The organism is Microvirgula aerodenitrificans DSM 15089 (assembly GCF_000620105.1).
Lineage (GTDB): Bacteria > Pseudomonadota > Gammaproteobacteria > Burkholderiales > Aquaspirillaceae > Microvirgula > Microvirgula aerodenitrificans.
In genome coordinates, this window is sequence record NZ_JHVK01000008.1 from 129,893 (window position 1) to 152,029 (window position 22,137).

At 63.3% G+C, this 22,137-nt stretch carries 23 protein-coding genes; 11 read left to right on the top strand and 12 right to left on the bottom strand.

The features are described from left to right. The first annotated feature begins 140 nt into the window (after nt 1-140). From Q352_RS0108860 to Q352_RS0108870, 3 genes are all read left to right on the top strand, one after another. Complete coding sequence (locus Q352_RS0108860) at nt 141-2,138, top strand: methyl-accepting chemotaxis protein (protein WP_028499044.1); 1,998 nt, start codon at nt 141-143, stop codon at nt 2,136-2,138. A gap of 142 nt (nt 2,139-2,280) precedes the next feature. Beyond that, nucleotides 2,281-2,451, top strand: coding sequence for a hypothetical protein (locus Q352_RS23320; protein ID WP_156952506.1), 171 nt, complete (start codon nt 2,281-2,283; stop codon nt 2,449-2,451). An 86-nt stretch (nt 2,452-2,537) separates the two neighbouring features. Next, nucleotides 2,538-3,686 (top strand): type I restriction endonuclease, encoded by a 1,149-nt coding sequence (locus Q352_RS0108870; RefSeq protein WP_028499045.1) that lies wholly within the window; start codon nt 2,538-2,540, stop codon nt 3,684-3,686. A 56-nt stretch (nt 3,687-3,742) separates the two neighbouring features. Here the strand turns inward: Q352_RS0108870 and Q352_RS0108875 are convergent, their stop codons facing one another. Then, nucleotides 3,743-5,389 (bottom strand): methyl-accepting chemotaxis protein, encoded by a 1,647-nt coding sequence (locus tag Q352_RS0108875; RefSeq protein ID WP_036385780.1) that lies wholly within the window; start codon nt 5,387-5,389, stop codon nt 3,743-3,745. 362 nt (nt 5,390-5,751) lie between these two features. Here Q352_RS0108875 and Q352_RS0108880 point away from each other — a divergent pair, with 362 nt between their 5' ends. Continuing rightward, nucleotides 5,752-6,414 (top strand): response regulator, encoded by a 663-nt coding sequence (locus Q352_RS0108880; RefSeq protein WP_028499047.1) that lies wholly within the window; start codon nt 5,752-5,754, stop codon nt 6,412-6,414. Further along, nucleotides 6,411-7,736 (top strand): ATP-binding protein, encoded by a 1,326-nt coding sequence (locus Q352_RS0108885; protein ID WP_028499048.1) that lies wholly within the window; start codon nt 6,411-6,413, stop codon nt 7,734-7,736. The genes Q352_RS0108880 and Q352_RS0108885 overlap by 4 nt, the downstream gene beginning before the upstream one ends. Here the strand turns inward: Q352_RS0108885 and Q352_RS20385 are convergent. From Q352_RS20385 to Q352_RS23325, 5 genes are all read right to left on the bottom strand, one after another. After that, nucleotides 7,733-8,239 (bottom strand): diheme cytochrome c, encoded by a 507-nt coding sequence (locus Q352_RS20385; RefSeq protein ID WP_036385781.1) that lies wholly within the window; start codon nt 8,237-8,239, stop codon nt 7,733-7,735. The two genes, Q352_RS0108885 and Q352_RS20385, sit on opposite strands and share 4 nt — an antisense overlap. Before the next feature lie 11 nt (nt 8,240-8,250). After that, nucleotides 8,251-8,667, bottom strand: coding sequence for a DUF1924 domain-containing protein (locus tag Q352_RS0108895; RefSeq protein WP_233495275.1), 417 nt, complete (start codon nt 8,665-8,667; stop codon nt 8,251-8,253). An 11-nt stretch (nt 8,668-8,678) separates the two neighbouring features. After that, nucleotides 8,679-9,266: a cytochrome b/b6 domain-containing protein gene (locus Q352_RS20390; RefSeq protein WP_051528801.1), complete on the bottom strand. Its 588-nt coding sequence runs from the start codon at nt 9,264-9,266 to the stop codon at nt 8,679-8,681. Nucleotides 9,267-9,338: 72 nt separating this feature from the next. Next, nucleotides 9,339-9,809 carry a universal stress protein gene (locus Q352_RS20395; protein ID WP_036385783.1) on the bottom strand — a complete coding sequence of 157 codons (471 nt, stop codon included), beginning with the start codon at nt 9,807-9,809 and terminating at the stop codon, nt 9,339-9,341. Between the two features lie 154 nt (nt 9,810-9,963). Continuing rightward, the gene (locus tag Q352_RS23325; protein WP_156952507.1) at nt 9,964-10,131 is read right to left on the bottom strand and encodes a hypothetical protein; all 168 of its coding nucleotides are present in this window, start codon (nt 10,129-10,131) and stop codon (nt 9,964-9,966) included. Between the two features lie 330 nt (nt 10,132-10,461). Here Q352_RS23325 and Q352_RS0108915 point away from each other — a divergent pair, with 330 nt between their 5' ends. Beyond that, the gene (locus tag Q352_RS0108915; RefSeq protein WP_156952508.1) at nt 10,462-12,075 is read left to right on the top strand and encodes a methyl-accepting chemotaxis protein; all 1,614 of its coding nucleotides are present in this window, start codon (nt 10,462-10,464) and stop codon (nt 12,073-12,075) included. 1 nt (nt 12,076) lies between these two features. Here Q352_RS0108915 and Q352_RS0108920 read toward each other — a convergent pair whose 3' ends face one another. Further along, entirely contained in the window at nt 12,077-13,156 is a 1,080-nt protein-coding gene (locus tag Q352_RS0108920; protein WP_211249611.1) for a diguanylate cyclase, read from the bottom strand. Between the two features lie 235 nt (nt 13,157-13,391). On the opposite strand from Q352_RS0108920, the gene Q352_RS0108925 reads away from it, so the two are divergent. Next, complete coding sequence (locus Q352_RS0108925) at nt 13,392-13,763, top strand: DUF1883 domain-containing protein (protein ID WP_028499053.1); 372 nt, start codon at nt 13,392-13,394, stop codon at nt 13,761-13,763. Here the strand turns inward: Q352_RS0108925 and Q352_RS0108930 are convergent. From Q352_RS0108930 to Q352_RS0108940, 3 genes are all read right to left on the bottom strand, one after another. Continuing rightward, complete coding sequence (locus Q352_RS0108930) at nt 13,714-13,935, bottom strand: HP1242/YdcH family protein (RefSeq protein ID WP_028499054.1); 222 nt, start codon at nt 13,933-13,935, stop codon at nt 13,714-13,716. The genes Q352_RS0108925 and Q352_RS0108930 overlap by 50 nt on opposite strands. Before the next feature lie 132 nt (nt 13,936-14,067). Then, the gene (locus Q352_RS0108935) at nt 14,068-15,639 is read right to left on the bottom strand and encodes an inorganic phosphate transporter (RefSeq protein ID WP_234412964.1); all 1,572 of its coding nucleotides are present in this window, start codon (nt 15,637-15,639) and stop codon (nt 14,068-14,070) included. A gap of 226 nt (nt 15,640-15,865) precedes the next feature. After that, nucleotides 15,866-16,675, bottom strand: a complete 810-nt coding sequence (locus Q352_RS0108940) for a response regulator (RefSeq protein ID WP_028499056.1) — start codon at nt 16,673-16,675, stop codon at nt 15,866-15,868. Between the two features lie 209 nt (nt 16,676-16,884). Here Q352_RS0108940 and Q352_RS0108945 point away from each other — a divergent pair, with 209 nt between their 5' ends. Then, nucleotides 16,885-17,496, top strand: a complete 612-nt coding sequence (locus Q352_RS0108945) for a DUF5610 domain-containing protein (RefSeq protein ID WP_028499057.1) — start codon at nt 16,885-16,887, stop codon at nt 17,494-17,496. 135 nt (nt 17,497-17,631) lie between these two features. Beyond that, nucleotides 17,632-18,540: an EamA family transporter RarD gene (gene rarD, locus Q352_RS0108950; RefSeq protein WP_028499058.1), complete on the top strand. Its 909-nt coding sequence runs from the start codon at nt 17,632-17,634 to the stop codon at nt 18,538-18,540. Between the two features lie 7 nt (nt 18,541-18,547). Here the strand turns inward: rarD and Q352_RS0108955 are convergent, their stop codons facing one another. Then, nucleotides 18,548-18,997: a universal stress protein gene (locus Q352_RS0108955; RefSeq protein WP_028499059.1), complete on the bottom strand. Its 450-nt coding sequence runs from the start codon at nt 18,995-18,997 to the stop codon at nt 18,548-18,550. Nucleotides 18,998-19,119: 122 nt separating this feature from the next. Here Q352_RS0108955 and Q352_RS0108960 point away from each other — a divergent pair, with 122 nt between their 5' ends. Then, nucleotides 19,120-19,359, top strand: a complete 240-nt coding sequence (locus Q352_RS0108960) for a DUF2164 domain-containing protein (RefSeq protein WP_028499060.1) — start codon at nt 19,120-19,122, stop codon at nt 19,357-19,359. Nucleotides 19,360-19,366: 7 nt separating this feature from the next. Here Q352_RS0108960 and Q352_RS0108965 read toward each other — a convergent pair whose 3' ends face one another. Next, nucleotides 19,367-21,466 (bottom strand): TonB-dependent siderophore receptor, encoded by a 2,100-nt coding sequence (locus Q352_RS0108965; RefSeq protein ID WP_028499061.1) that lies wholly within the window; start codon nt 21,464-21,466, stop codon nt 19,367-19,369. Between the two features lie 170 nt (nt 21,467-21,636). Between Q352_RS0108965 and Q352_RS0108970 the strand changes: the two genes are divergently transcribed. After that, a complete protein-coding gene (locus Q352_RS0108970) occupies nt 21,637-22,122 on the top strand; it encodes a YajQ family cyclic di-GMP-binding protein (protein ID WP_028499062.1) in 486 nt (161 codons plus the stop codon). The last annotated feature ends 15 nt before the right edge of the window (nt 22,123-22,137 follow it).

Consider the following 22,137-nt stretch of genomic DNA (forward strand, 5'->3'; position numbering starts at 1 on the left):
AGAATCTTGATCAAAAAGCGCTAAAAATTCGCCTGCAGCGGACTCATTCAATTATCGTAGGCGCAGGCCGACAGCAGCAAATTGCTGCTCAAAGGCAGGGGGCACTGCGCCCCGGGTCATTCGCGATCAGGAGACAAATCATGCGTATCGGTTTTCGCAAGAGCATTCTGCTGGCCAGCATCCTGTCGGCCGCGCTGCTGATGGGGGCGGTGCTGGGAACGGCGGTTTGGGTTGCGCGCAATGCCAGCCTGGAGCAGGGACAGGCGCTGGCGCTCGGCACGGCGCAGACCTATGCGGTCCAGTTGCAGAATGAAATCAGCGCCTCGTTCTCCGTGGCCACGACGCTGTCCCGCAGCCTTGCCAGCCTGAAGGACAGCGGCAGCAACAACCGCAAGACCGCCGATGCGATCACGGTGGCCGCGCTCGGCGGCACGCCGGCGCTGCTCGGTCTGTCCTCCTACTGGGAGCCGAATGCCTTTGATGGCCGCGACGCCGACTATGCCGGGGTCCTCCCGCAGGGAGCCGATGGCCGCTATCTGACCTGGTGGAACCGGGGCAGTGGCCAGATCAAGCCGGAAGCCTATGCGTTCCAGGGCGGGGAAGCGGAAAATCCGTGGTACTTCGTGCCAAAGAAAACGCTGAAGCCGTTTGTGACCGAGCCGTACCAGGACAAGCTCGACGGCAAGCCGGTCACGCTGGTGTCACTGATGAGCCCGATTCTGCATGACGGCCACTTTCTCGGTGTCGTCGGCGCCGACTATCCGCTGACCACGCTGCAGCAGATCCTGGGCAAGGAAAAACCGTTCGGCGTTGGCGAGCTGGCACTGATTTCCCCCAGCGGCGTGTATGCGAGTCACCCCGATGCCGGCAAGCTGGCTGCCAGGGCCGACGATGTCGATGCCGCCGGACTGGCCGCCGTGGCCGAAGGTCGCAGCCATCTGGAGATCCGCGATGGCAAGGTCCGGGTGCTGTATCCGGTGCGCTTTGGCGATGCCCGGCAGATCTGGGCCCTGTCGCTGTCCTTCCCGGCCAGCGTGCTGACCGCCAGCGCCGACCGCACCATGCTGATGGGCTCGCTGCTCGGCCTGGGCGGGCTGGTGCTGCTGGCGCTGTTGCTGACCCTGGTCCTGAACCGGGCCATGCGACCGCTGACCCGGCTGGAGCGGACCATGAACGAGCTGTCGGGCGGTGGAGGCGATCTGACCCGCGCGCTGCCGGTGCCGCTGCTGGACGAGATCGGTCGCATCGCCGCGGCGTTCAACCAGTTTGTCGGCAGCCTCGGCGGACTGATCCACGGGGTGAAGACGCAAAGCGCATCGGTCGCCGAGCGGGCCCACAAGGTGACGGAAGCCAGCGAGACCATTTCCGGCCGCTCGAAGCAGCAGATGGAAGCCGCCAGCGCGGTGGCGTCGGCAGTGGAACAGATCAGCGTCAGCATCGCCCAGGTTTCGGATCGGGTGAAAGAGGCATCGGGGCTGTCCACCGAAGCGCGCGAACTGGCCTCGCAGGTGAACGAGGCGGCACAGACCAGCGCGGGTGAAGTCAACGATATCCTGATCACCTTTACCGGGCTGCATCAGCGCATGGCGCAACTGGACGCGTCGTCGCAGGAGATCTCCGGCATTGTCGATGTCATCAGCAGCATTGCCGCGCAAACCAACTTGCTGGCACTGAACGCGGCGATCGAAGCCGCCCGTGCCGGCGAGCAGGGGCGCGGCTTTGCCGTGGTCGCCGACGAGGTGCGGCAGCTTGCCACCCGTTCCGCACAGGCCACCGACGAAATCGGCCGTGTCATCCGGCTGGTGCGCGAGCAGATCGACAGCACCATTGCCGGCATGGAAGCGGCCGGCGGGCAGGTCGAAAGCGGCGTCGTCCATGTCCGCCAGGCGGCGGACGGTGCCGCCGAAATCGAGCGTCACATCATGAAGCTGTCGGATCAGCTGGTCGAAGTCGGCCATGCCAGTACCGAGCAGTCGCATGCCAGCCACGATATCGCGGTCAATATCGAGAATATCAGCAGCATGGCCGAGGAAAACCATCAGGCGGTCGCGGAGACGGATGCCGAGATCAATTCGCTGAGCCGGATGGCACGTGGCATGCACGACGAGATGGGCGCATTCCGCACCCGGGGCGATTGAAGCCGGTTCCGGGCGCCATGCCGGTTTGGTGCTGGCGTCCGGACATCAATATCATCAGCGTGTTACCTGCAATCATGGACCTGATGGCATCAGGTATCGCCTGACGGCGGGCACCACCGTTCTGCTGCCATCAAGTCAAACTATGAATGCCCTTGTCCACGATCATCGTGACTGGCCAGGAACGCAGCTCGCAGAAGACCACGAATTCAGGATTGCCTGTCTGCAGACAGCCATGGATGAGAGCCGGATCATGGAAGAACTGCTGCTGGCGCTGAGGGTTATCGTCGAGTCTCCGGAAAAGAGACCCGGCTGACGCCAGCTGTTCAAGGCATTGGCATAACGTGGGCAAAAGCGGCATTATGGGATCTTGAACGGTATGTCATTCAAGTAAGGGGCACCATGAACGCTTTTCGCGACCGCATCAAGGCGCACGCCGAACATATCAAGAATGTGGGGGCGCATTGCACGACGGAAGAAACGACCAAGCAGGCATTGATTCTTCCCCTGCTGGATATCCTGGGATTCAGCCCGTACGATCCAATGAAGGTCAGAGCCGAGTATGCCGCTGATTTTCCGGGCGTAAAATCGGGCGAGCGTGTCGACTATGCACTGTTTTGCCATGGTGTCCCGGTGATGTTCATCGAAGCAAAAGCGTTCAATGAAAAGCCGGTGAATCATTGCCCGCAGCTGTCGCGCTACTTCAACGCGACGCCCGAAGTGGCTGTTGCCGCGATTACCAATGGCCGGGAATGGCGATTTTTCACCGACCTGAACAACAAGAACATCATGGACAGCGAGCCATTCCTGACCATCTCGTTCGATGGCATCGCTGATGCCGACGTCGCCCAGCTCAATCGTTTCCGTCACGATCAGTTCCAGCCGGAAGCCTTGCGCACACTGGCGGAAGAGAGCGTGTTCCTGTCCGCCTTCACCCAGGTCATCAGCGACAGCCTGCGGCATGTCGATGTGGATTTTGTTCGCTATGTTGCCAACCGGGCCAATGTGCAGCGGCAGCTGAATGCCCGCTTTCTGGAAACCATCACCCCGCTGGTCAAACAGGCGGTGGAGCGGTCCGTCAGCGCCATGGTCGTTTCCGGCTTGTCGGCCAAGCCGGATCCTGATGCGATACCTGACCAGGCACTGGCTGGCGAAGACCCGAATGCACCCGTTGTCGACCCCGAGAACGGCAGGATTGTCACGACACATGCGGAACGCCTCATTTTCCAGAATGCGCAGATCATTCTCGGTGACGACGCCAATATCAGTGCCAAGGATACCGAGTCGTATTTCAGTATCCTCTGCCAAGGGAAAACGACCCGCTGGCTGCTGCGCTATTTCGACAGCAAGCAACGGCCGACGGTGGTGTTCCCGATTGAGCTCACGGAGCAGTCCCGGGCAGAAGTGACCCGTGCGGGGCTGGAAATCGGCGCTGGCGACCAGATCATCATCGACCGGCCGGAAAATCTGTTAAGGCTGCCCGGCTTGCTGTTCGATTCTTATACGTACTGCAATAACGACGAAAACTTCAAACGCAAGGCCCATGCCTGAAAGTCACAAACCCGTCGAAAGACGGGTTTGTGACCTGGCAGGCAAAACCGGTCCGTCTATACGCGGAAGCGGTTGAGGCTGCCGTCCAGCGCGCCGGACAGGTCCTGCAGCTCGTGTGCAAGCCGGCTCGACTGCTGGGCGGACATATTGGTGCTCTCGTTCATCTGGGCGATATGCTCGACGTTGCGTGCCGCATCATGACAAGCCTGGCTCTGTTCCTTGATGGCGCTGGCCATCTCGGCGATCTTGTCCACCGACCGCTGCGACAGGTCACGGATCACCTGCAGCGAGGCTGCCACGCTGCGCGTGCTGTCCACGCCGGTCACGATGCGGGCATTGGCCTGCTGCATGCTCTGGTGGGCCTCACGGGTATCGGTCTGCACCCCCTTGATGCGCGAGGAGATTTCGGTCGTCGCCTGGCCCGTTCGTTCTGCCAGCTTGCGGACCTCGTCGGCGACCACGGCAAAGCCGCGACCCATTTCGCCGGCCCGGGCGGCCTCGATCGCCGCGTTCAGTGCCAGCAGGTTGGTCTGGTCGGCGATATCGCTGATGACCTTGACGATCTCGCCAATCTCGCCGGAGCGCAGGTTCAGCTGGTCGATCAGCCGGGTCGTCTCGGCAATACTCTGCGCGATCTGCTGGATCTCGTCGGCAGCCTGTACCGCCATCTGGCTGCTCTGGCCGGCTTCCTGCGTGGCGTCGCGCGCCTGCGCTTCGACTCCCTGCGCATTGTCCGCCACCACATTGATGCTGACCGTCATCTGCTCGAAGGCCGCGGCACTGGACGCGGCGGCTTCCGACTGCTGATGCGAGGCCTGGGCGACCTGGCCGCTGACGGCGTTCAACTGGTCGGCGGCGCTGACCAGCTTGCCGGAATAGCCGTGCGATTCGCGGATCAGTCCGCGCACCGTGCTGACCAGCGTGCCCAGCGACGCACCCATGCTGCCGAGTTCGTTCCTGCCGTAGTCGGGAAGATCGAGCGTCAGGTCACGGGTCGAGGCCAGGGTATGGCTGATTTCCTGCATGCTGTGCAGCGGTTTCTGGATCGAGCGGATGATCAGCAGCGAGATCAGCACGCCTGCCAGCAGGCTGAGGCCGAGAATGCTCAGGACGGCGGTCTTGGCCGAGCTGGAGGTTTCGTCGATCTGCCCGTGCAGGCTGTCCACCGCCGTCTGTGCCGACTGGGCCAGCGCATCCAGCGTGCTTTCCATCCGGTGCACATTGTCCTTGTATTTGCCCAGTGCGGTATTGGCATCGGCCGTCGAGGTGAGGTGGCCGGCTTCCACGCTGGCTGACACGCTGTTGAATCCATTGCCGTAACCGGTCAGCAGCTCGCCCTGTTCGGTCATGCGCTGCTGCAGCGCCGCAAGCGCATCCGGCTGCCGTGCCAGCAGTTTTTGCAGGTCGGCAATATTGGTCTGGGTCTCGGCAAAGGTTTTCTTCCATTTGCCCAGATAGCCGGCCCGTGCCTCCGGCTCGCCGATATTGATGAAGTAGTCTTTCTCGAAACGACGCAGGTTTCCGATTTCTATCTGAAGCTTGCTGACACCCTGGAAAAATGCCAATTCATGATTGGTGACTTCGGCGACACGGGTGTTGATGCGGTCCAGCCCTTGCAGTGACACTACGCCCGCGCCTGCGAGCGCCAGCAACAGCAGGGCGAACCCCAGAATGATGCGGGTTGCGACTGATAAATTTTTCATGCGATTTTCCATGCCATGGGCGGATAGATTCCAGAGCGGCTGGTGTCGTTATAAATGCAGGATTGCCCGTTTGAGTCTGGCGTTATCCGTCCTGCCCGCTCTTCCCCGCAATTTTAATCACAGTGACCTGCCACCGCTGGCATTTAATTGTTACCAAATACATGGCACCTGCCATTTAATAAATTGTTCGTCATGATGGTGACAATAAAATGAATGGTATATGAATAAAGAAATGGGCAGGGGGTATGTGAGAATAATGATTCTCGTATTTTCAGTCTGTTTTAACTATTGAGTGGTTATTTTATGGAAACATACGACCGGACTGGATGCGGCTGGCCCGGAAACAGAATGAAGGAAAACGGATGCGCGTCCTGCTGGTGGAAGACGACCGGATGATCGGCGAAAGCGTCGAGGAAGGGTTGCGCGGTGAGGGCTATGCCGTGGACTGGGCCCGGGATGGCATCAGCGCCGACATCGCCCTGCGTACCACCCGTTATGACCTGGTGCTGCTCGATCTGGGCTTGCCCGGCCGGCAGGGGCTGGGCGTGCTGGCCGATCACCGCCGCGCGGGCGGGGATACGCCGGTGCTGATCGTGACCGCGCGCGATGCCACGGCCGACCGGGTGCAGGGACTGGACGCTGGCGCCGATGACTACCTGGTCAAACCCTATGATCTCGATGAACTGTTTGCCCGCATTCGCGCGCTGCTGCGGCGGCGATCCGGGCGCAGCAGTCCGGAAATCCGCCTGCGCGGGCTGACGCTGAATCCGGCCACGCACGAGGCCAGCCTCGACGGTACGCCGCTCAGCCTGTCGCGGCGCGAATTCTCGCTGCTGCTGGCCCTGCTCGATCCGCCGGGTACGGTGCAATCCCGCGCCAGACTGGAAGAGAAAATGTATGGCTGGGGTGAGGAAGTCGAAAGCAACACCATCGAAGTCTATATCCATGCGCTGCGCAAAAAACTCGGCAGCGACTTCATCAGGAATGTGCGCGGCGTCGGCTACAAGGTGCCGGGTGACGCATGAGGTCGATACGGCGGCAACTGCTGGTCTGGCTGCTGGGCGGGGTGCTGGTGTCGACGCTGATAGCCGGTGCGATGATGTTCATCAAGGTACGCGAGGAAACCGGCGAGCTGTTTGACGACCAGTTGCGCCTGATCGCCACCTCGCTGCCGACCCGCATTGTGGTTCAGCACCAGGCGGAGGAAGAGGATGACGAGCTCAACGACGACATCTCGGTGCAGATCTGGGATCTCGACGGCAAGCTGGTCTATTCGGCCAATGCCGGACCGGGCCTGCCGAAGCCGGCGTTTCGCAAGGAAGGGCACCATTCGGTGTCCTCGGCCAGCGGCCGCTGGCAGGTCTTTACCGAGATCCGGCGCGGGCACCTGATTCAGGTCGCACGGGCCAGCCGCGACCGCGACCGGCTGGCGATGAAACTGGCACTGCGTTCGCTGCTGCCGTTCATGGTGCTGATTCCGCTGCTGGGCCTGTTCATCCTGCTGGTGGTGTCGCGCGGGCTGCGGCCGCTGGCCCAGCTGGCCCGGGCCGTAGGACGGCAATCCCCGTCGGCGCTCAAACCATTGCCCCTGGCACACGTGCCGCCCGAGATTCGCCCGGTGGTGCTGGCGCTGAACGACCTGCTGGCGCGACTGGAGCAGGCGATGAGCGCACAGCGCAGCTTCGTGGCCGATGCCGCACATGAGCTGCGCACACCGCTGACGGCACTGAAACTGCAGCTGCAACTGGCCGAGCGGGCCGGTGACGACGTCCAGCGTGCCGAGGCGTTCGCCCGGCTCGGCCAGCGTCTGGACCGGGCTTCGCACCTGGTGCGCCAGTTGCTGACACTGGCGCGGCATGAACCGCAGATGGGGTTGCCGCAACGGGCGCCGGTCGATCTGGTCGCACTGGCCGGACAGGTCATTGCCGACTATGACGATCTGGCGCGCGAACAGGGCATTGACCTCGGCCTGAATGCGGGCGACGACATCGGGCTGGAACCGGGCAACGGCGACAGCCTTGCCATCCTGCTGGACAACCTGGTCCGCAACGCGCTGGCGCACACGCCGGCCGGCGGGCGCGTTGATGTGGTACTGGCGCGTGATGGTGGCCATGCCGCACTGCGGGTCATCGACACCGGGCCCGGCATTCCGCCAGCGGCGCGGCTGCGGGTGTTCGATCGTTTTTATCGCTGTGGCGATCGCGGCAACACCGGCAGCGGGCTGGGGCTGGCCATCGTCAAGAGCATTGCCGATGCGCACGGTGCCCGGGTGACGCTGGCCGACAATCCGGGCGCGGCCAGCGGGCTGATGGTCAGCGTGCGCTTTGGTGCCGGGACCGGCGGCTAGCGCGGCGGGATTCGCACGCTGTCATCGTCGAAATCGCCGCGTTCTGCCTGACGGTGACAGGCGACACAGTTGGCGGCGCTGCCGACGCCCTTGCGCCGGAACACATCGGGACGGATTTCATCGTGCTTGTGGCGGAACCAGACCGTGCTGGTGATCCGCAGCGGCGGGCTGGCCGGATTTTCCGCATACTTGCGCCGGTATTTCGGATTGGTATTTTCCGCCGACCACAGCACCAGAAAGGCGGTGATCTCATCGCGGGTAGCCGCGTCGAGGCTGGCGTTCTCGCCGAAATGACGGTCCAGTCCGCCCATCATCCGCCGCCAGGACGCCGCCGGCAGCATGCCCGGCGGGTAGGCCATGTGGCAGCTCGCACATTCGGCCCGGTAACTGGCATTCGGCGGCACCTGACGGTAGCGGTGCCTGCCCTCGCGGTCATGGTTGTCGGCCAGTGCCGGCAGGGTCAGCAGGGTCAGCAGGCAGGTCAGCAGCAGTGGGGATCTCATGGTGGTTTTCCTTATTTGACGCTGATCAGCCAGGCGATGAAGTCAGCCTTTTCCGCCGCCGTACATTCGCGGGCATGGACATCGTCACAATTGCGCCGGAACCATTTTTCCACTTTCTTCGCATCGGTCAGGCGTTCGGGGTTGGCCACCGGCGCCAGTGGCCGGATGGGCCGGAATGCCCGCGTTTCGCCGGGCTGGCGCGGGTCGCGACCATGGCAGGTGGCGCAACTGACCTGCTTGCCGTCGCGCGGAACCCGGCGCAGGAAGAACGCCTGCCCGCGCTCCGCCGAGGCGGCAAAGGCCGGGTCCGGGCGTCTGGCCTCGGTCTGGTAATGCTGCAGCAGGGCGGAGGGCGTCGCGGCCACGGCCGGAACGACGACAAACAGGGACAGGGCCAGCAGGATCGGTGTGGACAGGCGGGTCATCATGGCAGTCCCTCTCACGATTCGGCCGACGGCGTGGACGGCGTGGCTGCCGGGCGGGAGACCGTGCGCCGGCGGCCGGGGCCGAACAGCGTCGTCAGCGCCAGCGGCCGGCGCCAGCCGAACAGCAGGACGACATGCAGACCGGCCAGTGCGAGCGTGGCATTGGCGAGAAACTCGTGCAGTTCCTCAAGGCTGCCGGAAGCAATCAGACCGGCGTCCCGCTCATCGCCGTCCGCGTCATCGCCATCACTGGCGTGGGCGGCCGGAACGGCCTGCGCCGCCGCAAGGCCGATGGCCCGGGCGTTGTCGATCATCAGCACGCCGCTGACCGAAGTCCCGATGATGCCGAGCACCAGGGCCAGCACCAGGACCCGGCTGGCGGTGGTGGCATTGCGGGCGCGCAGGGTGGCGCGGCGCGGGATCAGCGGCGAGAAGCCGGCGGCGCCGGAAAGGCTGACAAGCAGACGGACGACCAGCAGCGCGATCAGCGCATAGCCGGTCCAGACGTGCAGCAGTTCTCCGTCGTCGCCGGTCAGGTAGGCGACCAGGAAGACAATGACCAGAGACCAGTGCAGCAGACGGAAGCGGGTGAAGGGAAGCATGGCGGCAAACTCCTGATTGAGATGCCGCCACCATACGAAACCGAAAATTAAACCGGTGTTAGAAGCCCGCGCCTAGCGTTCGGTGTGCTGGTCGATACTCGTGTCGCGCACCATCAGGACCGGGACCGGGCTGGTACAGGCGATCTTGTCGGCATCGCTGCCGAGCACGGCGCGCGAGACGCCACGACGACCGTGGCTGCCGATGACGATCATGTCGGCCGGCCAGGCACGCGCCTCTTCGACAATGGTTGCCGCCACCGTGTGATGGACGTGGTTGTACAGGTAGGCTTCGACCTTGAGCCCGCGCGCGGTGACTTTCTGCTTGGCGTCGTCGAGCAACTGCTTGCCTTCCTCGATCAGCTGGGCGACGAAGTCGTTGATGGTCTCGGTCATGCCGTCCAGTCCCACTACCGTCACGTGCGGATCGACGATATGCACGATGCGGATGGTGGCATCGAGACGGGCGGCGAGATCCATGGCGGCGTCAAGGCCGCGCTCGGCAGTGGAACTGCCGTCGATGGGAACGAGGATGCGGGTGTACATGAGGCTCTCCTGGCTGTGTCACCAATCCGTGGTGCCGACAAAGGCTGTTCGCCCGATCGCGGAACATGCTGACAAGCGAACGCTCACTTCCAGCATAGAGGGCGATCCGGCGCGACGGATTGATGCGGATCAGCTCAGGGCGTGTCCGATCCTGCTAGTCGTTTGCCCGCTTCAGATCGCGGCGATATTCGAGCTCGGCGCGGGCATGCGCCTCATTGATCTGCTTCTGCGTCTTGATGTGCGTGGCAGGAGAGACCCGCCGGGTATTGATGTCGCACTGACGGCGAGACCATTCGGTGGGGGAGATCCATTGACTTTTCATGCGCACTCCTCTCAGGAGAACCATTGAGCCGCCGGCGCCGACGGGCCGGCTTCCGTGCGGCACGCTTCAGTGTACGCATATCCACTGGTGCGTGTGGCGGGAAATGTCCCTGCCGCACAGGATGCCGCCCAAACGGGGCTGACATATGGTTACCTGGATGAATATTTTGTGACACAGGCATGGGATGGACAACACAATATGGTAAATTACCTTGACGTAATTGCGTGATGCCGCCGATCCGGCCGCAAGCCGCCATGGCGTGTTGTGACCGGAGCGGGGGCGCCATTGCCTGCGAACCGGTGTGTTTTCTTTTTTTCCGAGATTGCCACCTTGAAGATATCCACCCGTTTGTACACGCTGTCCGGCCTGGGCATGCTTGGCCTGATCGTCATGGCGCTGGCCGCATTTTTCCTGTTTTTCACCATTCAGTCCGAAGTCGACAATAATGACCGTGTCATTCTGCCATCGGCCGAGGCCATCAACCTGATCGGCGAGGACTTTGCCGGCAGTCGCCGCGACGTGCTGCTGCACATCCTGGCCGAGCCGGGCGGCAAGCAGAAATACAAGACCGAATTCGAACAGGCCAAACAGAAAATCCTGGCCGGGGTGCAGCACTACCGCAGCGAGCTGGCCTCGGATGACCAGGATCGTGCCAATATCGACGCGGTCAGTGACGCCCTGGCCCAGTACTATGCGCAGGTGCCGGAAGTGCTGGCCCTGTCCGAACAGGGCAATTTCGAACTGGCGCGCCGCTACTCGATCGAGAAAGTGACGCCGCTGTCGGTTCGCACTGCCGCCACCCTGCAGCATGCCAGTGACTACAACAAGCAACTGCTCGGCAGCTCGATTTCCCGTCTGCACGACACCATCGCCACCGGCAAGGGGGCGCTGCTGGCCGTGGCACTGGTTGTCGGCGGGCTGCTGCTGGCCGGCGGACTGTGGACGACACGCCAGATCAACCGGCCGATATCGGCGCTGCGCGACGGCCTGACGGCGCTGTCGACCGACCTGGACTTCACCCGCCGCTTCCAGCGCACGCAGCGCGATGAAATCGGTGACGCCTATCATTCGCTGAACGGACTGCTGGATACCCTGCAGACCAGCTTCCGCCAGTTGCACGCGCTCGGGCTGAACGTCAGTACCGCCGCGCAGTCGGTGTCGACCGCCTCGCAGCAGATGACCCAGGCGTCGCAACAGGTCAGCGAGTCGTCATCGAGCATGTCGGCGGCGGTCGAGCAGGTCACGGTCAGCATCGCGCAGGTCGCCGACCGGGCGGTCAGCGCCAATGACAGCAGCCGCAAGGCAGGCGACGAAGCGAACGCCGGCGGCAATGAAATCGGCGACACCATCGCCACCTTTGCCGAAACTGCGACCACCATCCAGCAGGCGGCAAGCAAGATCGAGCAGTTGAAGGACCATACGGTCAGCATCGGCGAAGTGATCAACGTGATCCAGGACATCGCCGACCAGACCAACCTGCTGGCGCTGAATGCGGCCATCGAAGCGGCACGCGCCGGCGAACAGGGCCGCGGCTTTGCCGTGGTGGCGGACGAGGTGCGCAAGCTGGCCGAGCGGACCTCGCTGTCGACCCAGGAAATCACCCGCACCGTGCAGACCATCCAGCACGAGGCCGGCGACACGGTCGATACCATGCAGTCGGTGGTGTCCCAGGTCAGCCAGGGCATGGACAAGGCCGGGCAGGCTACCGATGCGATCAAGCGCATCATCGGCAGCACCGAAAACACCGTGCTGCAGGTCGGGGAAATCACCAGCTCGATGCGCGAGCAGTCGCAGGCCAGCAACAATATCGCCCAGCAGATCGAACGCATCGCACAGATGACCGAAGAGAGTCATGCTGGGGCCTCGTCCACCGCAGAGTCGGCGTATCAGCTGCAGGAGCAGGCGAGGGAAATGCAGAAGACGCTGGAAGCGTTCCGCGTCTGAACTACCGGCCGAGCGTCAGCCGGTTGCGGCCGGCATTCTTCGACTGGTACATCGCATGGTCGGCCCGCCGGACCCAGTCGTAATCGTCGTCCAGGTGCGCCGCATAGGGCACCAGGCCGGCGCTGACCGTGCAGCCCCAGAGCGTATTGTCGACCGTCTGCAGCGCGCGGACGCGCTCGACAATGCGCCGGGTCAGTGCCAGTGCGCCGGCCTCGTCGACCCGGTTGATGATGATGACGAACTCCTCGCCGCCATAGCGGGCGATGATGTCTTCCTGGCGCAGATGGTTTTCCAGCAGGCGGGAGAAGTTCCGCAGCACGGTGTCGCCGACCTGGTGACCATGCGTGTCATTGATGAGCTTGAAGAAGTCGAGATCCAGCAGCAGCAGGCTCGCGCCATGCCCGCCCCGCCGGCAATCGTCGAGCACCTGCTTGAGCAGCGACTCGAAATGGCGGCGGTTGTACAGGCCGGTCAGTCCGTCACGCTGGCTGATGGCCTCGAATTCGCGTGACTGCCGCGCGAGTTTTTTCGCAATGTCGTAAGTGCTCTTGCCCAGTACCAGTGTGTACAGGAACAGCAGCGGCAGGCAGGACAGCGCTTCCGCTATGCTGGTCTGCGGCGCCAGCCTGACGCCGAGCAGGGCGGCACCGGCCAGCATGCCGGCCAGCGCACTGACCAGCCCGTACAGGAACAGGCGGACACCACCCGAGGCGATATTGTTCATGCACATCATGGCGATGATGACCGTGGACGGCATGATGTTGCCGCGCATGGCCACCACCCAGAATCCGGCCAGGCCGATGTCGATCAGCAGGTTCCGGTATTCGGCCGCAAACGGGGAGCGGGAGCGCAACGCCCACTGGCAGGCGAGGTGTGGCCACGCATACCCGTTGAGCAGCAGCAGGACCCACAGTGCCGGTGACGCATCCAGCCCGGCCATGGTCGTGGCCACGCAGAGAAAGCCGACACCAAGGCCGAGAGTGCGCAGGCGATGGATCCGCCTGACAAAGCGGATGCCTTTTCCCGGTGAAAAACCGGCTTCTCTCGGGGGGCTGCCGGGGTGTCCTGTTGACGCTGGCATGAATGGTTCGTGGTGCCTGTTCTTTGACGCAGGCAGGAACATAGCATGTCCGGACACGCCATTTCGCGCATCTTTTGATTTGTCATATGCCGAAAACATTCCGGCATGGCTGCCGTCCTGTCCGGGGCGTGATGTTGCATTCAGAAATTGGAGTGATAACTATAGGAATATTCTGACTTTATGAAGAATTTGCTGAGCCGATAGTCTGGCAATTCTCCAGACGGAATGCCATGACATGTACTATCACCACCAGCGCACGTTTCTGAACCGCGGCGACCTCATCAGGGTCGCCTGCTCGCAGGCGCGCAAAATCTGGCTGCTGGATGACGTCGATTACGCGGATCTGGAAGCCGGCCTGGTACGGAGGATGAACGGCGGGCGCCATCCGCTGCGCGTGGTCCAGTTCACCGTGGCCGCCAGAGGCTACTGGAACCTGCTGATCGAGGCGGAGGAGCCCCGCTTTCCGGTCAGCTATTCGCTGGAACTGTTCGGGCGCGATGGCCGGCGGCAGGCAATGAAAAACCCGCCTGGCGGCGGGTTCTCGGCACATTTCGACCCTAGCGGGCGGCATCTGCCTTTTGCAGGATGTCGTACAGCTGGTCCTTGAGCCTGAGTTTTTCCTTCTTCAGCGATTCCAGGGCCTCACGGCTGCCCGGTTCGATCTTCGCCTCGATATTCTTGATCTGCTGGTCCATTTCGTTGTGCTTGTCGAACAGCTTTTCAAAATGACCATTTTCGCTTTTGAGCCGGGAAATCAGTTCTCTGTACTCTGGAAACATGGGTTCTCCTTTATTTGCCGACGGGGACTTTTATCTGTTTGTCCCAGTCTGGTCAGTCGCATGGACAAGCGTCAATGCAATCTACCGGGCCCGTTGATGCAGGTCAATCGACTTCCCGGCCGTCGGCACGCCTCACTTCATCAGCGTCGCCATCTGGGTGAACAGCCAGTACAGGCTGCCCGACAGCACGATGGCGGCCGGCATGGTCAGCACCCAGGCCAGCATCAGGTTGCGGATGGTGCACATCTGCAGACCGGACTTGTTGGCGGCCATGGTGCCGGCGATGCCGGACGACAGCACATGGGTGGTCGACACCGGCAGGCCGTACATGTCGGCCGCGCCGATGGTCATCATGGCGACCAGCTCGGCCGACGCGCCTTGCGCATAGGTCAGGTGCGACTTTCCGATCTTCTCGCCGACGGTGACCACGATCCGCTTCCAGCCGACCATGGTGCCAAGCCCCAGCGCGATGGCGACCGCCACCTTCACCCACGACGGAATGAAGCGGATGCTGTTGTCGATCTGTTTCTTGATGGCGGCCAGCCGCTCGCTGGTCACCGCGTCGAAATGCACGGTCTTGTCCTTCTGCAGCAGACGGATCGCTTCCGAGGTCAGGTACATGTCGTTGCGCAGTGCCGAACTGGCCTCGGTCGGCACCGATGCCAGCGAGCCGTAGGCCTTGACCTGCTGGCCGATGCTGCCGATCACGGCGGCCAGGGCCGGGCCCAGCTCGGCGTGCGACTGCTTGGACTCGACGAAATCGGCCAGCACCTTGCGGGCATCGGGCGTCGCCGGCGGGGTGACCGACAGCGACTGCTGGGTATTGCGGGCCAGCACCACGAACTGCTCGACCTGGCCTGCCGGGATGCTGCGGTTCAGCGCATAGGCCATCGGCAGCGTGCCGACCAGAATCAGCATGATCAGGCCCATGCCCTTCTGGCCGTCATTGGAACCGTGCGCGAACGACACGCCGGTACAGGTCAGGATCAGCAGGCCGCGAATCCACAGCGGCGGCGGTGTCTTGCCCTTCGGTTCTTCATACAGCGCCTTGTTCCTGACCCACTTGCGCAGCACCAGCAACAGCAGCGCGGCACAGCCGAAGCCGACCAGCGGCGACAGCAGCAGCGAGTAGCCGACCTTGGTGGCCTGGGCCCAGTCGATGCCGTTGGCGCCATCGCGGCCGTGCATCAGCGCATTGGCGATGCCGACGCCGATGATCGAACCGATCAGCGTGTGCGACGACGAGGCCGGCAGGCCGAACCACCAGGTGCCGAGATTCCACAGGATGGCGGCAATCAGCAGCGCGAACACCATGGCGAAGCCCGAACTGGAGCCGACCTGCAGGATCAGTTCGACCGGCAGCAGGGAAATGATGCCGTAGGCCACCGCCCCGCTGGACAGCAGCACGCCGAGGAAATTGAAGAAACCTGACCAGACCACCGCGACATTCGGCGAGAGCGAATGGGTATAGATCACCGTGGCGACGGCATTGGCCGTGTCATGGAAGCCGTTGACGAATTCGAAACCCAGTGCGATCAGCAGCGCCAGGCCGAGCGCCAGATAGGGTAACCATGAAGTGACTTTCACCCCGGTCTCGTTCATGTCGGCCACCACGTTGTAACCGGTGAACAGCAGACCGCCGACCAGCAGGCCGATAAAGACGAAAGTGGAAAGCAGACCAGGTTTCTGGTCATGCACGGGCATCGAAGACAGCGAAGGGGCGGGCGCGGCAGGCGCGGCGGAGGAGGGCATCGGAGGCGTGTTAGGGGAGTAACCCGTTATAATCCTCCACTAATATTGCACTTTTGTTGCAGTGAGTTTACAGCGCAAAATTCATTCTGCTTGACAGATCGCAAACCGGTGTCTGAAAAGGGAATTTTCCGGCGGGTGCCGTTCCCCGCAGCCGAGCCGGCTGCGGGGAAATCGCGCGTCAGACGCTGGCGCGCAGGATCTTGTTCAGCATGCCGCGGATGGTGCGGGTCTCGAACGGCTTGTCGCAGATGGCCGAAACACCGGCATCCATGACGGCGGCCAGCCGGCCATTGTCGTGTTCGCTGGATACCATCATCACCGGCACCGAGCTCTGCATGCTGTGCTGGCGGATGAAGTCCACCAGTTGCAGCCCGTCGACTTCGGGCATGTTGTAGTCGGTGATGACCAGGTCGAACAGCGTCTGTTCCAGCAGCGGGATGGCTGCACTGCCGTCGGTGGCTTCCACGATGCGCTGGAAACCGAGCCGTTCGAGCACGGTGCGGATATGGCGGCGCGCGGTCAGGCTGTCATCGACGACCAGCACGGCCAGGTCGGCCAGGTCGATATCGTTGTCACCGCTGTCATCATCCTCGGCATTGATGAAGTCGATGGTGTTGTCGAGCGCCTTGCGCAACTGGGCTACATCGAACGGCTTGGGCAGGATCGCCATGCAGCCGGCCTGGCGGATCGGATCGAGGTAGCGCGCCTTGGTTTCGCTGGAGACCAGGATGAACGGCAGGTGAGTGGCGTCGGTTTCACTCTCGCGCAGCTGGTACACCAGCTCGGTGCCGGTGGCATCGGGCAGGTAGAGCGCGCTGATCAGTACATCCGGCGCCGGTGCCTCGGCCACGCGCTTCAGCGCACTGGCCGCGTCGCCGACCGTTTCGACTTGCGTGATGCCCAGCTCGGCCAGCAGTTGGACAATGATGTGGCTTTGCAGATTGGATGGTTCTACCAGGCACACACGCAAATGTTGCAGCTCCAGCATGGATTCCTCCTGACGGGGTGATAAATGGCGTGACACTAGCCGTTATGACGTTGGCACGCCAGCCGTCAACGCAAACAAAGCGCACTTTATATCGGTGTGGCCACGGGAAAAAGAAGCGCGTCCGGATGACGACAGTTGTGGCCGCGGATTCAAGTTTACCGGAAGCTGACCGATCTGATCTGTACAGGGACTTCTTTTGGAGAGCAGGCATGAGCACCCCCAGCATCAATTCGGCAACGACCCCTTCCTGGTCGGCGAACACCCCGGGGGCGAGCACGGCTGCAACGCCCGAAGGCACGACCGCCAGCGCACCGGTCACCGCCGCCGGCGCGGCCCATGCCGTGCGCCAGCAAACCAACATGCAGATCCTGCAGTCGTCGGTCGACCTGTCGGTCAAATCCGGCGACCGCTCGCAGGAACTGGTGTTCCGCACCGCCATCGAAGCGCTGAACGAGGTGCTGGCGCCAACAGCCGGGCCGAATGCCATCCAGAACGCGATGAGCCAGGACAATTCGGCCGAAGCCACCGCCAGCCGCATCCTGAAACTGTCGACCGGTTTCTTCGGCGCCTATGCCGCGCAGCATCCCGGCGAAGATCCGGACCAGGTCGCCAGCCAGTTCGTCGACCTGATCCGCGGTGGCTTCGAGCGCGGCTTCAAGGAAGCCAGCAAGATCCTCGACGGGCTGGGCGTGCTGGGGGGCGATATCGCCAGCGGCATCAACAAGACCTATGAGCTGGTCCACAAGGGACTGGACGATTTCCTCGCCGCGAACACCCGTGCCGGCAAGGACACGGCGGCGGCGCCGACCAGCGCAAACTGACCCGACATGGCAGTAACCTTGATGACCCGCGCTTGCGCGGGTCTTTTTCGTCGCACATCCGTCAAACAGATTGTCCCTTGTCAATGTCATGCGCGGTGATACCATCGTCGGCCTTGCAAATCGGGAAACTGCATCATGCTGTCAGGCCAGGGCGTACTGTTATCAGTCACGGCATCGCTGATCTTCGCCGTCCTCGGCTGGTATTCCACGCTGCTGGTGCCGCTGCACGGGCTGGAAATTGTTGCCTGGCGCATTGTCTGGACCGTGCCGGGCATGCTGGTGGTGCTCGGCCTGCTGCGCCATCAGCGCAAGTTTGCCACCACGCTGGGCCGGCTCCGGCACGAGCCGCTGCTGTGGCTGGTGCTGCCGGTCAACGGCTTCCTGCTTGGCGTGCAGCAGTGGCTGTTCATGTGGGCACCGCTGGAAGGGCGGCTGCTGGAAGTCACTCTCGGCTATTTCCTGCTGCCGCTGGTGATGGTGATGGTCGGTTTTCTGTTTTACCGCGAGCGGCCTGGGCGGCTGCAGTGGGTGGCGGTGACGCTGGCCTGCCTCGGCGTGCTGCACGAGCTGGTCGTGACCCAGGCGTTTTCCTGGGTGACGCTGGTCACTGCGCTGGGCTATCCGCCGTACCTGATGCTGCGCCGCGCGGTGCATCTTGATCCGGTCAGCGGTTTTCTGCTGGAAACGCTGGTCATCCTGCCGTTCGCTGCGCTGGCGATCTACCTGACGCCAGCCGCGACCGGAGCGCTGTCGGCCCGTCCCGTCCTGTGGCTGCTGCTGCCGTTCCTCGGCGTGATGACGGCGGCGGCGTTTGCCGCCTACCTTGGCGCCAGCAAACTGCTGCCGATCAGCATGCTCGGCATTCTCGGCTATGTGGAACCGGTCCTGCTGTTCGTGATTTCGCTGCTGTTCCTTGGCGAACCGTTTACCGCCGCCGGACTCGGCACTTACGGGCCGATCTGGCTGGCGGTTCTGCTGACCTGCGGCCACAGTGCGATCGTGCTGCGCCGCCAGCAACGGACGGCGCGGCAAGCGGCGGCCTGAGGCCGGCTCAGGCGCTGCGCACCATCAGCACCGGGACCGGGCTGTTGCGCAGTACCATCTCGGCATCGCTGCCCATCAGCAAGCGGGTCAGACCGCGGCGGCCATGGGTGCCCATGACGATCATGTCGGCCGGCCAGCGTCGCGCCTGCTCGACAATCAGGTCGGCGACGGTCGGTGCCGTACATTCGAACAGCTCGGTTTCGACCTTGATGCCGGCTGCCGTGGCCAGCGCCAGCGCCTGCTCGAGAATGGTCTTGCCGGCCTCGCGCAGCGCGGCGGTGTGACTGGCGGCATTGCCGCCACCAAGGTCGTTCATCGCGATATAGGCGACCATCGGGTCGATAATGTGCACGAGCTTCAGCGTGGCATTCAGGCTCTGGGCGAGGTTGATGGCTTCGCGCAGGCCATGACTGGCTTCCGGACTGCCATCGACGGGCACGAGAATGTGTTGGTACATGGTCGGGCTTTCTGCTGGGTGGCAAAGGGGGGCGCACGGACCGGAGCGGTTCGCGCGGATAACGAACGATTGTACGCCGGCCACCCCGGGCCGGGTACGCATGAACAGGAAAGAAAAGAACGATGGCATCCCCGTCCCTGCTGAACCAGCAACAGATCCAGGCCCTGGCCGTGGACGTCCAGCGCTACCTGCGCGATTCCCTGGAAGTGGAACTCGGCCAGTTCGACGTTCAGTTCCTGCTTGATTTCATCATCGACAAGGCCGGGCGCGAAATCTACAACCAGGCACTGAATGATGCGCAGACGGCGCTGGCCGGCCGGCTGGAATCACTGCAGGCGGCGATCTGGGACCTGGAGAAATAAGCCCGGGCTAGAGATCCACGGTCATCGTCAGCCGGGCGCTGCGCGGTGCACCGACCGACAGATAGGTCTTGCTGCTGCCGGCGCCGCCTGCCCAGTAGCGCTTGTCGCCGGCATTGTCGACGTTCAGCTGCCAGGCGGTGCGCTGGCCGAACAGTCGCCGCTGGTAGCGCGCGCCCAGCCCGAACAGCGTGTAGCCGCCGACCCAGGCCTGGTTGGCGTGATTGACCGGGCGCCTGCCGGTGTAATAGGCCCCGCCATTGACCGACAGACCGGGCAGGGCAGAAACCGTGTAGCGGGCGAACAGGCTGGCGGTCCAGGCCGGGGTGTTCGCCGGCACATTGCCGTCCGGGTGTCCGGTGTGCCGCAACCGGGCCTGCAGCCACTGCGCCGATGCCTGCAGCGACCAGTCGCGCGCCAGCGCGCCCTGCAGCGAGGCTTCCAGCCCGCGATAGTGCTCGCGCCCCTCTTGAACGAATACCCGGCGCGTGTCCAGATAGGCGGCAGGCCGCTCGATGGCGAACAGCGCACTGGAAAACTGCAGCGCCTTTTCGCCGCCGGCCCGCCAGCCGAGTTCGGTCTGCTTGCTGATGCCGGGGGGCATCAGCTGGTAGCGGTTGACCGCCTCGGGGGGCGTACGTGCGCCCTGTTCGAGACCGCTGGCGTGTGATGCGTACAGCGTCATGTCCGGGGTCGGCCTGAACAGGGCGGCAAACAGCGGCGTGCTCAGGCTGGCAGTGTAGCGACTGTCGGCGCGGTGGCTGCGGTAGTCGGTATGGCGCAGGCCAGCAACCAGTTGCCAGCGTGGCGACAGGGTCAGCCGGTCCATTGCATACAGTCCGCGATCGCTGGTGTGGATGGCCGGGTTGCGCCGGATTCCCCGGGCCGGGAGCCATGGCAGTTCACTCGGGTGGTACAGGTTCTGGCGGGTCTGGAAGCTGTCCGCGTCGAAAGCGGCCTGGGTCAGGCGGCTTTGCGCGTAACCGGCGATCAGCTCGTGCCTGAGCGGGCCGGTCTGCAACTGGCCGACCAGTTGCGTGCGCAGCAGGCGGCTGTGCCACTCTCCGCGCTGGCGCTGGCCGCTCAGTCTGCCGTCGCCACTGTGGATGTCGTAGCCGTCAAGCTGGGTGGCGGCGCGCCGGCGCGAGGCTTCGGTGCCGCCGGTTTCCAGGGTCAGCATCCAGTTGTCGCTGAGGCTGTAGTCGGCGCGCAGCAACAGGTTGTCCGCCTGGCCGTCGAATACGGCCCAGCGCGGTGCCAGGCGCTGCTTCGGGTCGGGCAGGGCCGGCAGGGCGATGCGGCCGTTGCGGGCTTTCGGCACGATCAGACTGGTCTGTTCGGTGATCTTCTTGCGGTAGTGTTCGATGTCGGCCTTCAGGTTCAGGCGCTCGCTGGCCTTCCAGTCCAGTGCCAGGCTGGCCAGCTCGCGCCGCCCGTCGACGCCGTTGATGGCGGAACGCAGCGTGCCGCCGACCGCATTGATGCGCACCCCGTACTGCTGCCGTTCGCCGAAGCGGCGGCCCAGATCGGCCGACAGCAGTGTGCCGCCGTTGTCGTCCAGCGTCAGCCCGGCACGGCTGACCGGCGTGAAGCCGGCGCGCTTGCTCACCAGGTTGACGATGCCGGCCGGGGTGGTGAAGCCGTAGTACAGCGCCGACACGCCCTTCAGGACCTCGACCCGCTCCTTGTTTTCCAGCGGGGTGCCGACCAGGTTGATCAGCGGCAGCGAACCATTCAGCCGATAGTTGCTGCGGTTTTCCAGCGTGATGCCGCGAATGGCAAGGTGATCGAAGGTATCGCCGGCCAGCTGCTGGCGGGTGACACCGGCGGTATTGCGCAGCGCGTCATGAATGCCGGTGGCGGCCTGCGCGTCGAGGACCTCGCGCGTGACCACGTTGACGGTGGCCGGTACCTCCAGGATGGAGGCGCCGCGGAAGGTGCCGACTTCGACCGTGTCGGCGAGAAAGCCGCGCTGGCGTTCGTCGCTGACGGTGACGTGTTCCAGCGTAGCGGCTGGGTCGTCGGCCATGGCGGTGGCCGGGAAGGCCAGGCTCAGCGCCAGCAGCAGCGGTGACAGCGGGACCGGGTGGGGCCGGGCAAGTACGTTCATGCTTTCCCTGCAGATCTCATTTCGTAATGAGAATCATTTCATTTTTTCTGCGGGAAATCGTTAGGAATACGGAGAAAATGGATTAGGAAAAAGATGAAACCGGACTTCCAGTGTGCCATGACAGCTCGGGTACAATGGCCGGTTTACATTGCCCCGAAAGGAATCATGTCATGCCGTCGTTCGATATCGTGTCGGAAGTGAACCTGGTCGAGGTCAAGAATGCGCTGGATCAGACCAACAAGGAAGTCGGCACCCGCTACGATTTCAAGGGCTCGGACGCCCGGGTGGAACTGGCCGACAAGGTGCTGACCGTGTATGCGGACAGCGATTTCCAGCTCGACCAGGTCAAGGACATTCTGATCACCAAGCTGGCCAAGCGCGACGTCGATGTCCGCTGTCTTGATTACGGCAAGCTGGACAAGGTCAGTGGCAACAAGGTCAAGCAGACCGTGACCGTCAAGGTCGGGGTGGAGACCGAGCTGGCCAAGCGGCTGGTCAAGCTGATCAAGGATGCCAAGCTGAAGGTGCAGGCGTCGATCCAGGGCGATACCGTGCGTGTGTCCGGCGCCAAGCGCGATCTGCTGCAGGAAACCATTGCCCTGGTGCGCAAGGAAGTGACCGACGTGCCGCTGCAGTTCAACAACTTCCGCGACTGAGTCCGGGCAGAGGTA

Excerpts from the sequence above, each read along its gene's own strand:
- Q352_RS0108860 (WP_028499044.1), top strand. The coding sequence starts at position 141 with ATGCGTATCGGTTTTCGCAAGAGCATTCTGCTGGCCAGCATCCTGTCG.
- Q352_RS23320 (WP_156952506.1), top strand. The coding sequence starts at position 2,281 with ATGAATGCCCTTGTCCACGATCATCGTGACTGGCCAGGAACGCAGCTC.
- Q352_RS0108870 (WP_028499045.1), top strand. The coding sequence starts at position 2,538 with ATGAACGCTTTTCGCGACCGCATCAAGGCGCACGCCGAACATATCAAG.
- Q352_RS0108875 (WP_036385780.1), bottom strand. The coding sequence starts at position 5,389 with ATGAAAAATTTATCAGTCGCAACCCGCATCATTCTGGGGTTCGCCCTG.
- Q352_RS0108880 (WP_028499047.1), top strand. The coding sequence starts at position 5,752 with ATGCGCGTCCTGCTGGTGGAAGACGACCGGATGATCGGCGAAAGCGTC.
- Q352_RS0108885 (WP_028499048.1), top strand. The coding sequence starts at position 6,411 with ATGAGGTCGATACGGCGGCAACTGCTGGTCTGGCTGCTGGGCGGGGTG.
- Q352_RS20385 (WP_036385781.1), bottom strand. The coding sequence starts at position 8,239 with ATGAGATCCCCACTGCTGCTGACCTGCCTGCTGACCCTGCTGACCCTG.
- Q352_RS0108895 (WP_233495275.1), bottom strand. The coding sequence starts at position 8,667 with ATGATGACCCGCCTGTCCACACCGATCCTGCTGGCCCTGTCCCTGTTT.
- Q352_RS20390 (WP_051528801.1), bottom strand. The coding sequence starts at position 9,266 with ATGCTTCCCTTCACCCGCTTCCGTCTGCTGCACTGGTCTCTGGTCATT.
- Q352_RS20395 (WP_036385783.1), bottom strand. The coding sequence starts at position 9,809 with ATGTACACCCGCATCCTCGTTCCCATCGACGGCAGTTCCACTGCCGAG.
- Q352_RS23325 (WP_156952507.1), bottom strand. The coding sequence starts at position 10,131 with ATGAAAAGTCAATGGATCTCCCCCACCGAATGGTCTCGCCGTCAGTGC.
- Q352_RS0108920 (WP_211249611.1), bottom strand. The coding sequence starts at position 13,156 with ATGCCAGCGTCAACAGGACACCCCGGCAGCCCCCCGAGAGAAGCCGGT.
- Q352_RS0108925 (WP_028499053.1), top strand. The coding sequence starts at position 13,392 with ATGTACTATCACCACCAGCGCACGTTTCTGAACCGCGGCGACCTCATC.
- Q352_RS0108930 (WP_028499054.1), bottom strand. The coding sequence starts at position 13,935 with ATGTTTCCAGAGTACAGAGAACTGATTTCCCGGCTCAAAAGCGAAAAT.
- Q352_RS0108935 (WP_234412964.1), bottom strand. The coding sequence starts at position 15,639 with ATGCCCGTGCATGACCAGAAACCTGGTCTGCTTTCCACTTTCGTCTTT.
- Q352_RS0108940 (WP_028499056.1), bottom strand. The coding sequence starts at position 16,675 with ATGCTGGAGCTGCAACATTTGCGTGTGTGCCTGGTAGAACCATCCAAT.
- Q352_RS0108945 (WP_028499057.1), top strand. The coding sequence starts at position 16,885 with ATGAGCACCCCCAGCATCAATTCGGCAACGACCCCTTCCTGGTCGGCG.
- rarD (WP_028499058.1), top strand. The coding sequence starts at position 17,632 with ATGCTGTCAGGCCAGGGCGTACTGTTATCAGTCACGGCATCGCTGATC.
- Q352_RS0108955 (WP_028499059.1), bottom strand. The coding sequence starts at position 18,997 with ATGTACCAACACATTCTCGTGCCCGTCGATGGCAGTCCGGAAGCCAGT.
- Q352_RS0108960 (WP_028499060.1), top strand. The coding sequence starts at position 19,120 with ATGGCATCCCCGTCCCTGCTGAACCAGCAACAGATCCAGGCCCTGGCC.
- Q352_RS0108965 (WP_028499061.1), bottom strand. The coding sequence starts at position 21,466 with ATGAACGTACTTGCCCGGCCCCACCCGGTCCCGCTGTCACCGCTGCTG.
- Q352_RS0108970 (WP_028499062.1), top strand. The coding sequence starts at position 21,637 with ATGCCGTCGTTCGATATCGTGTCGGAAGTGAACCTGGTCGAGGTCAAG.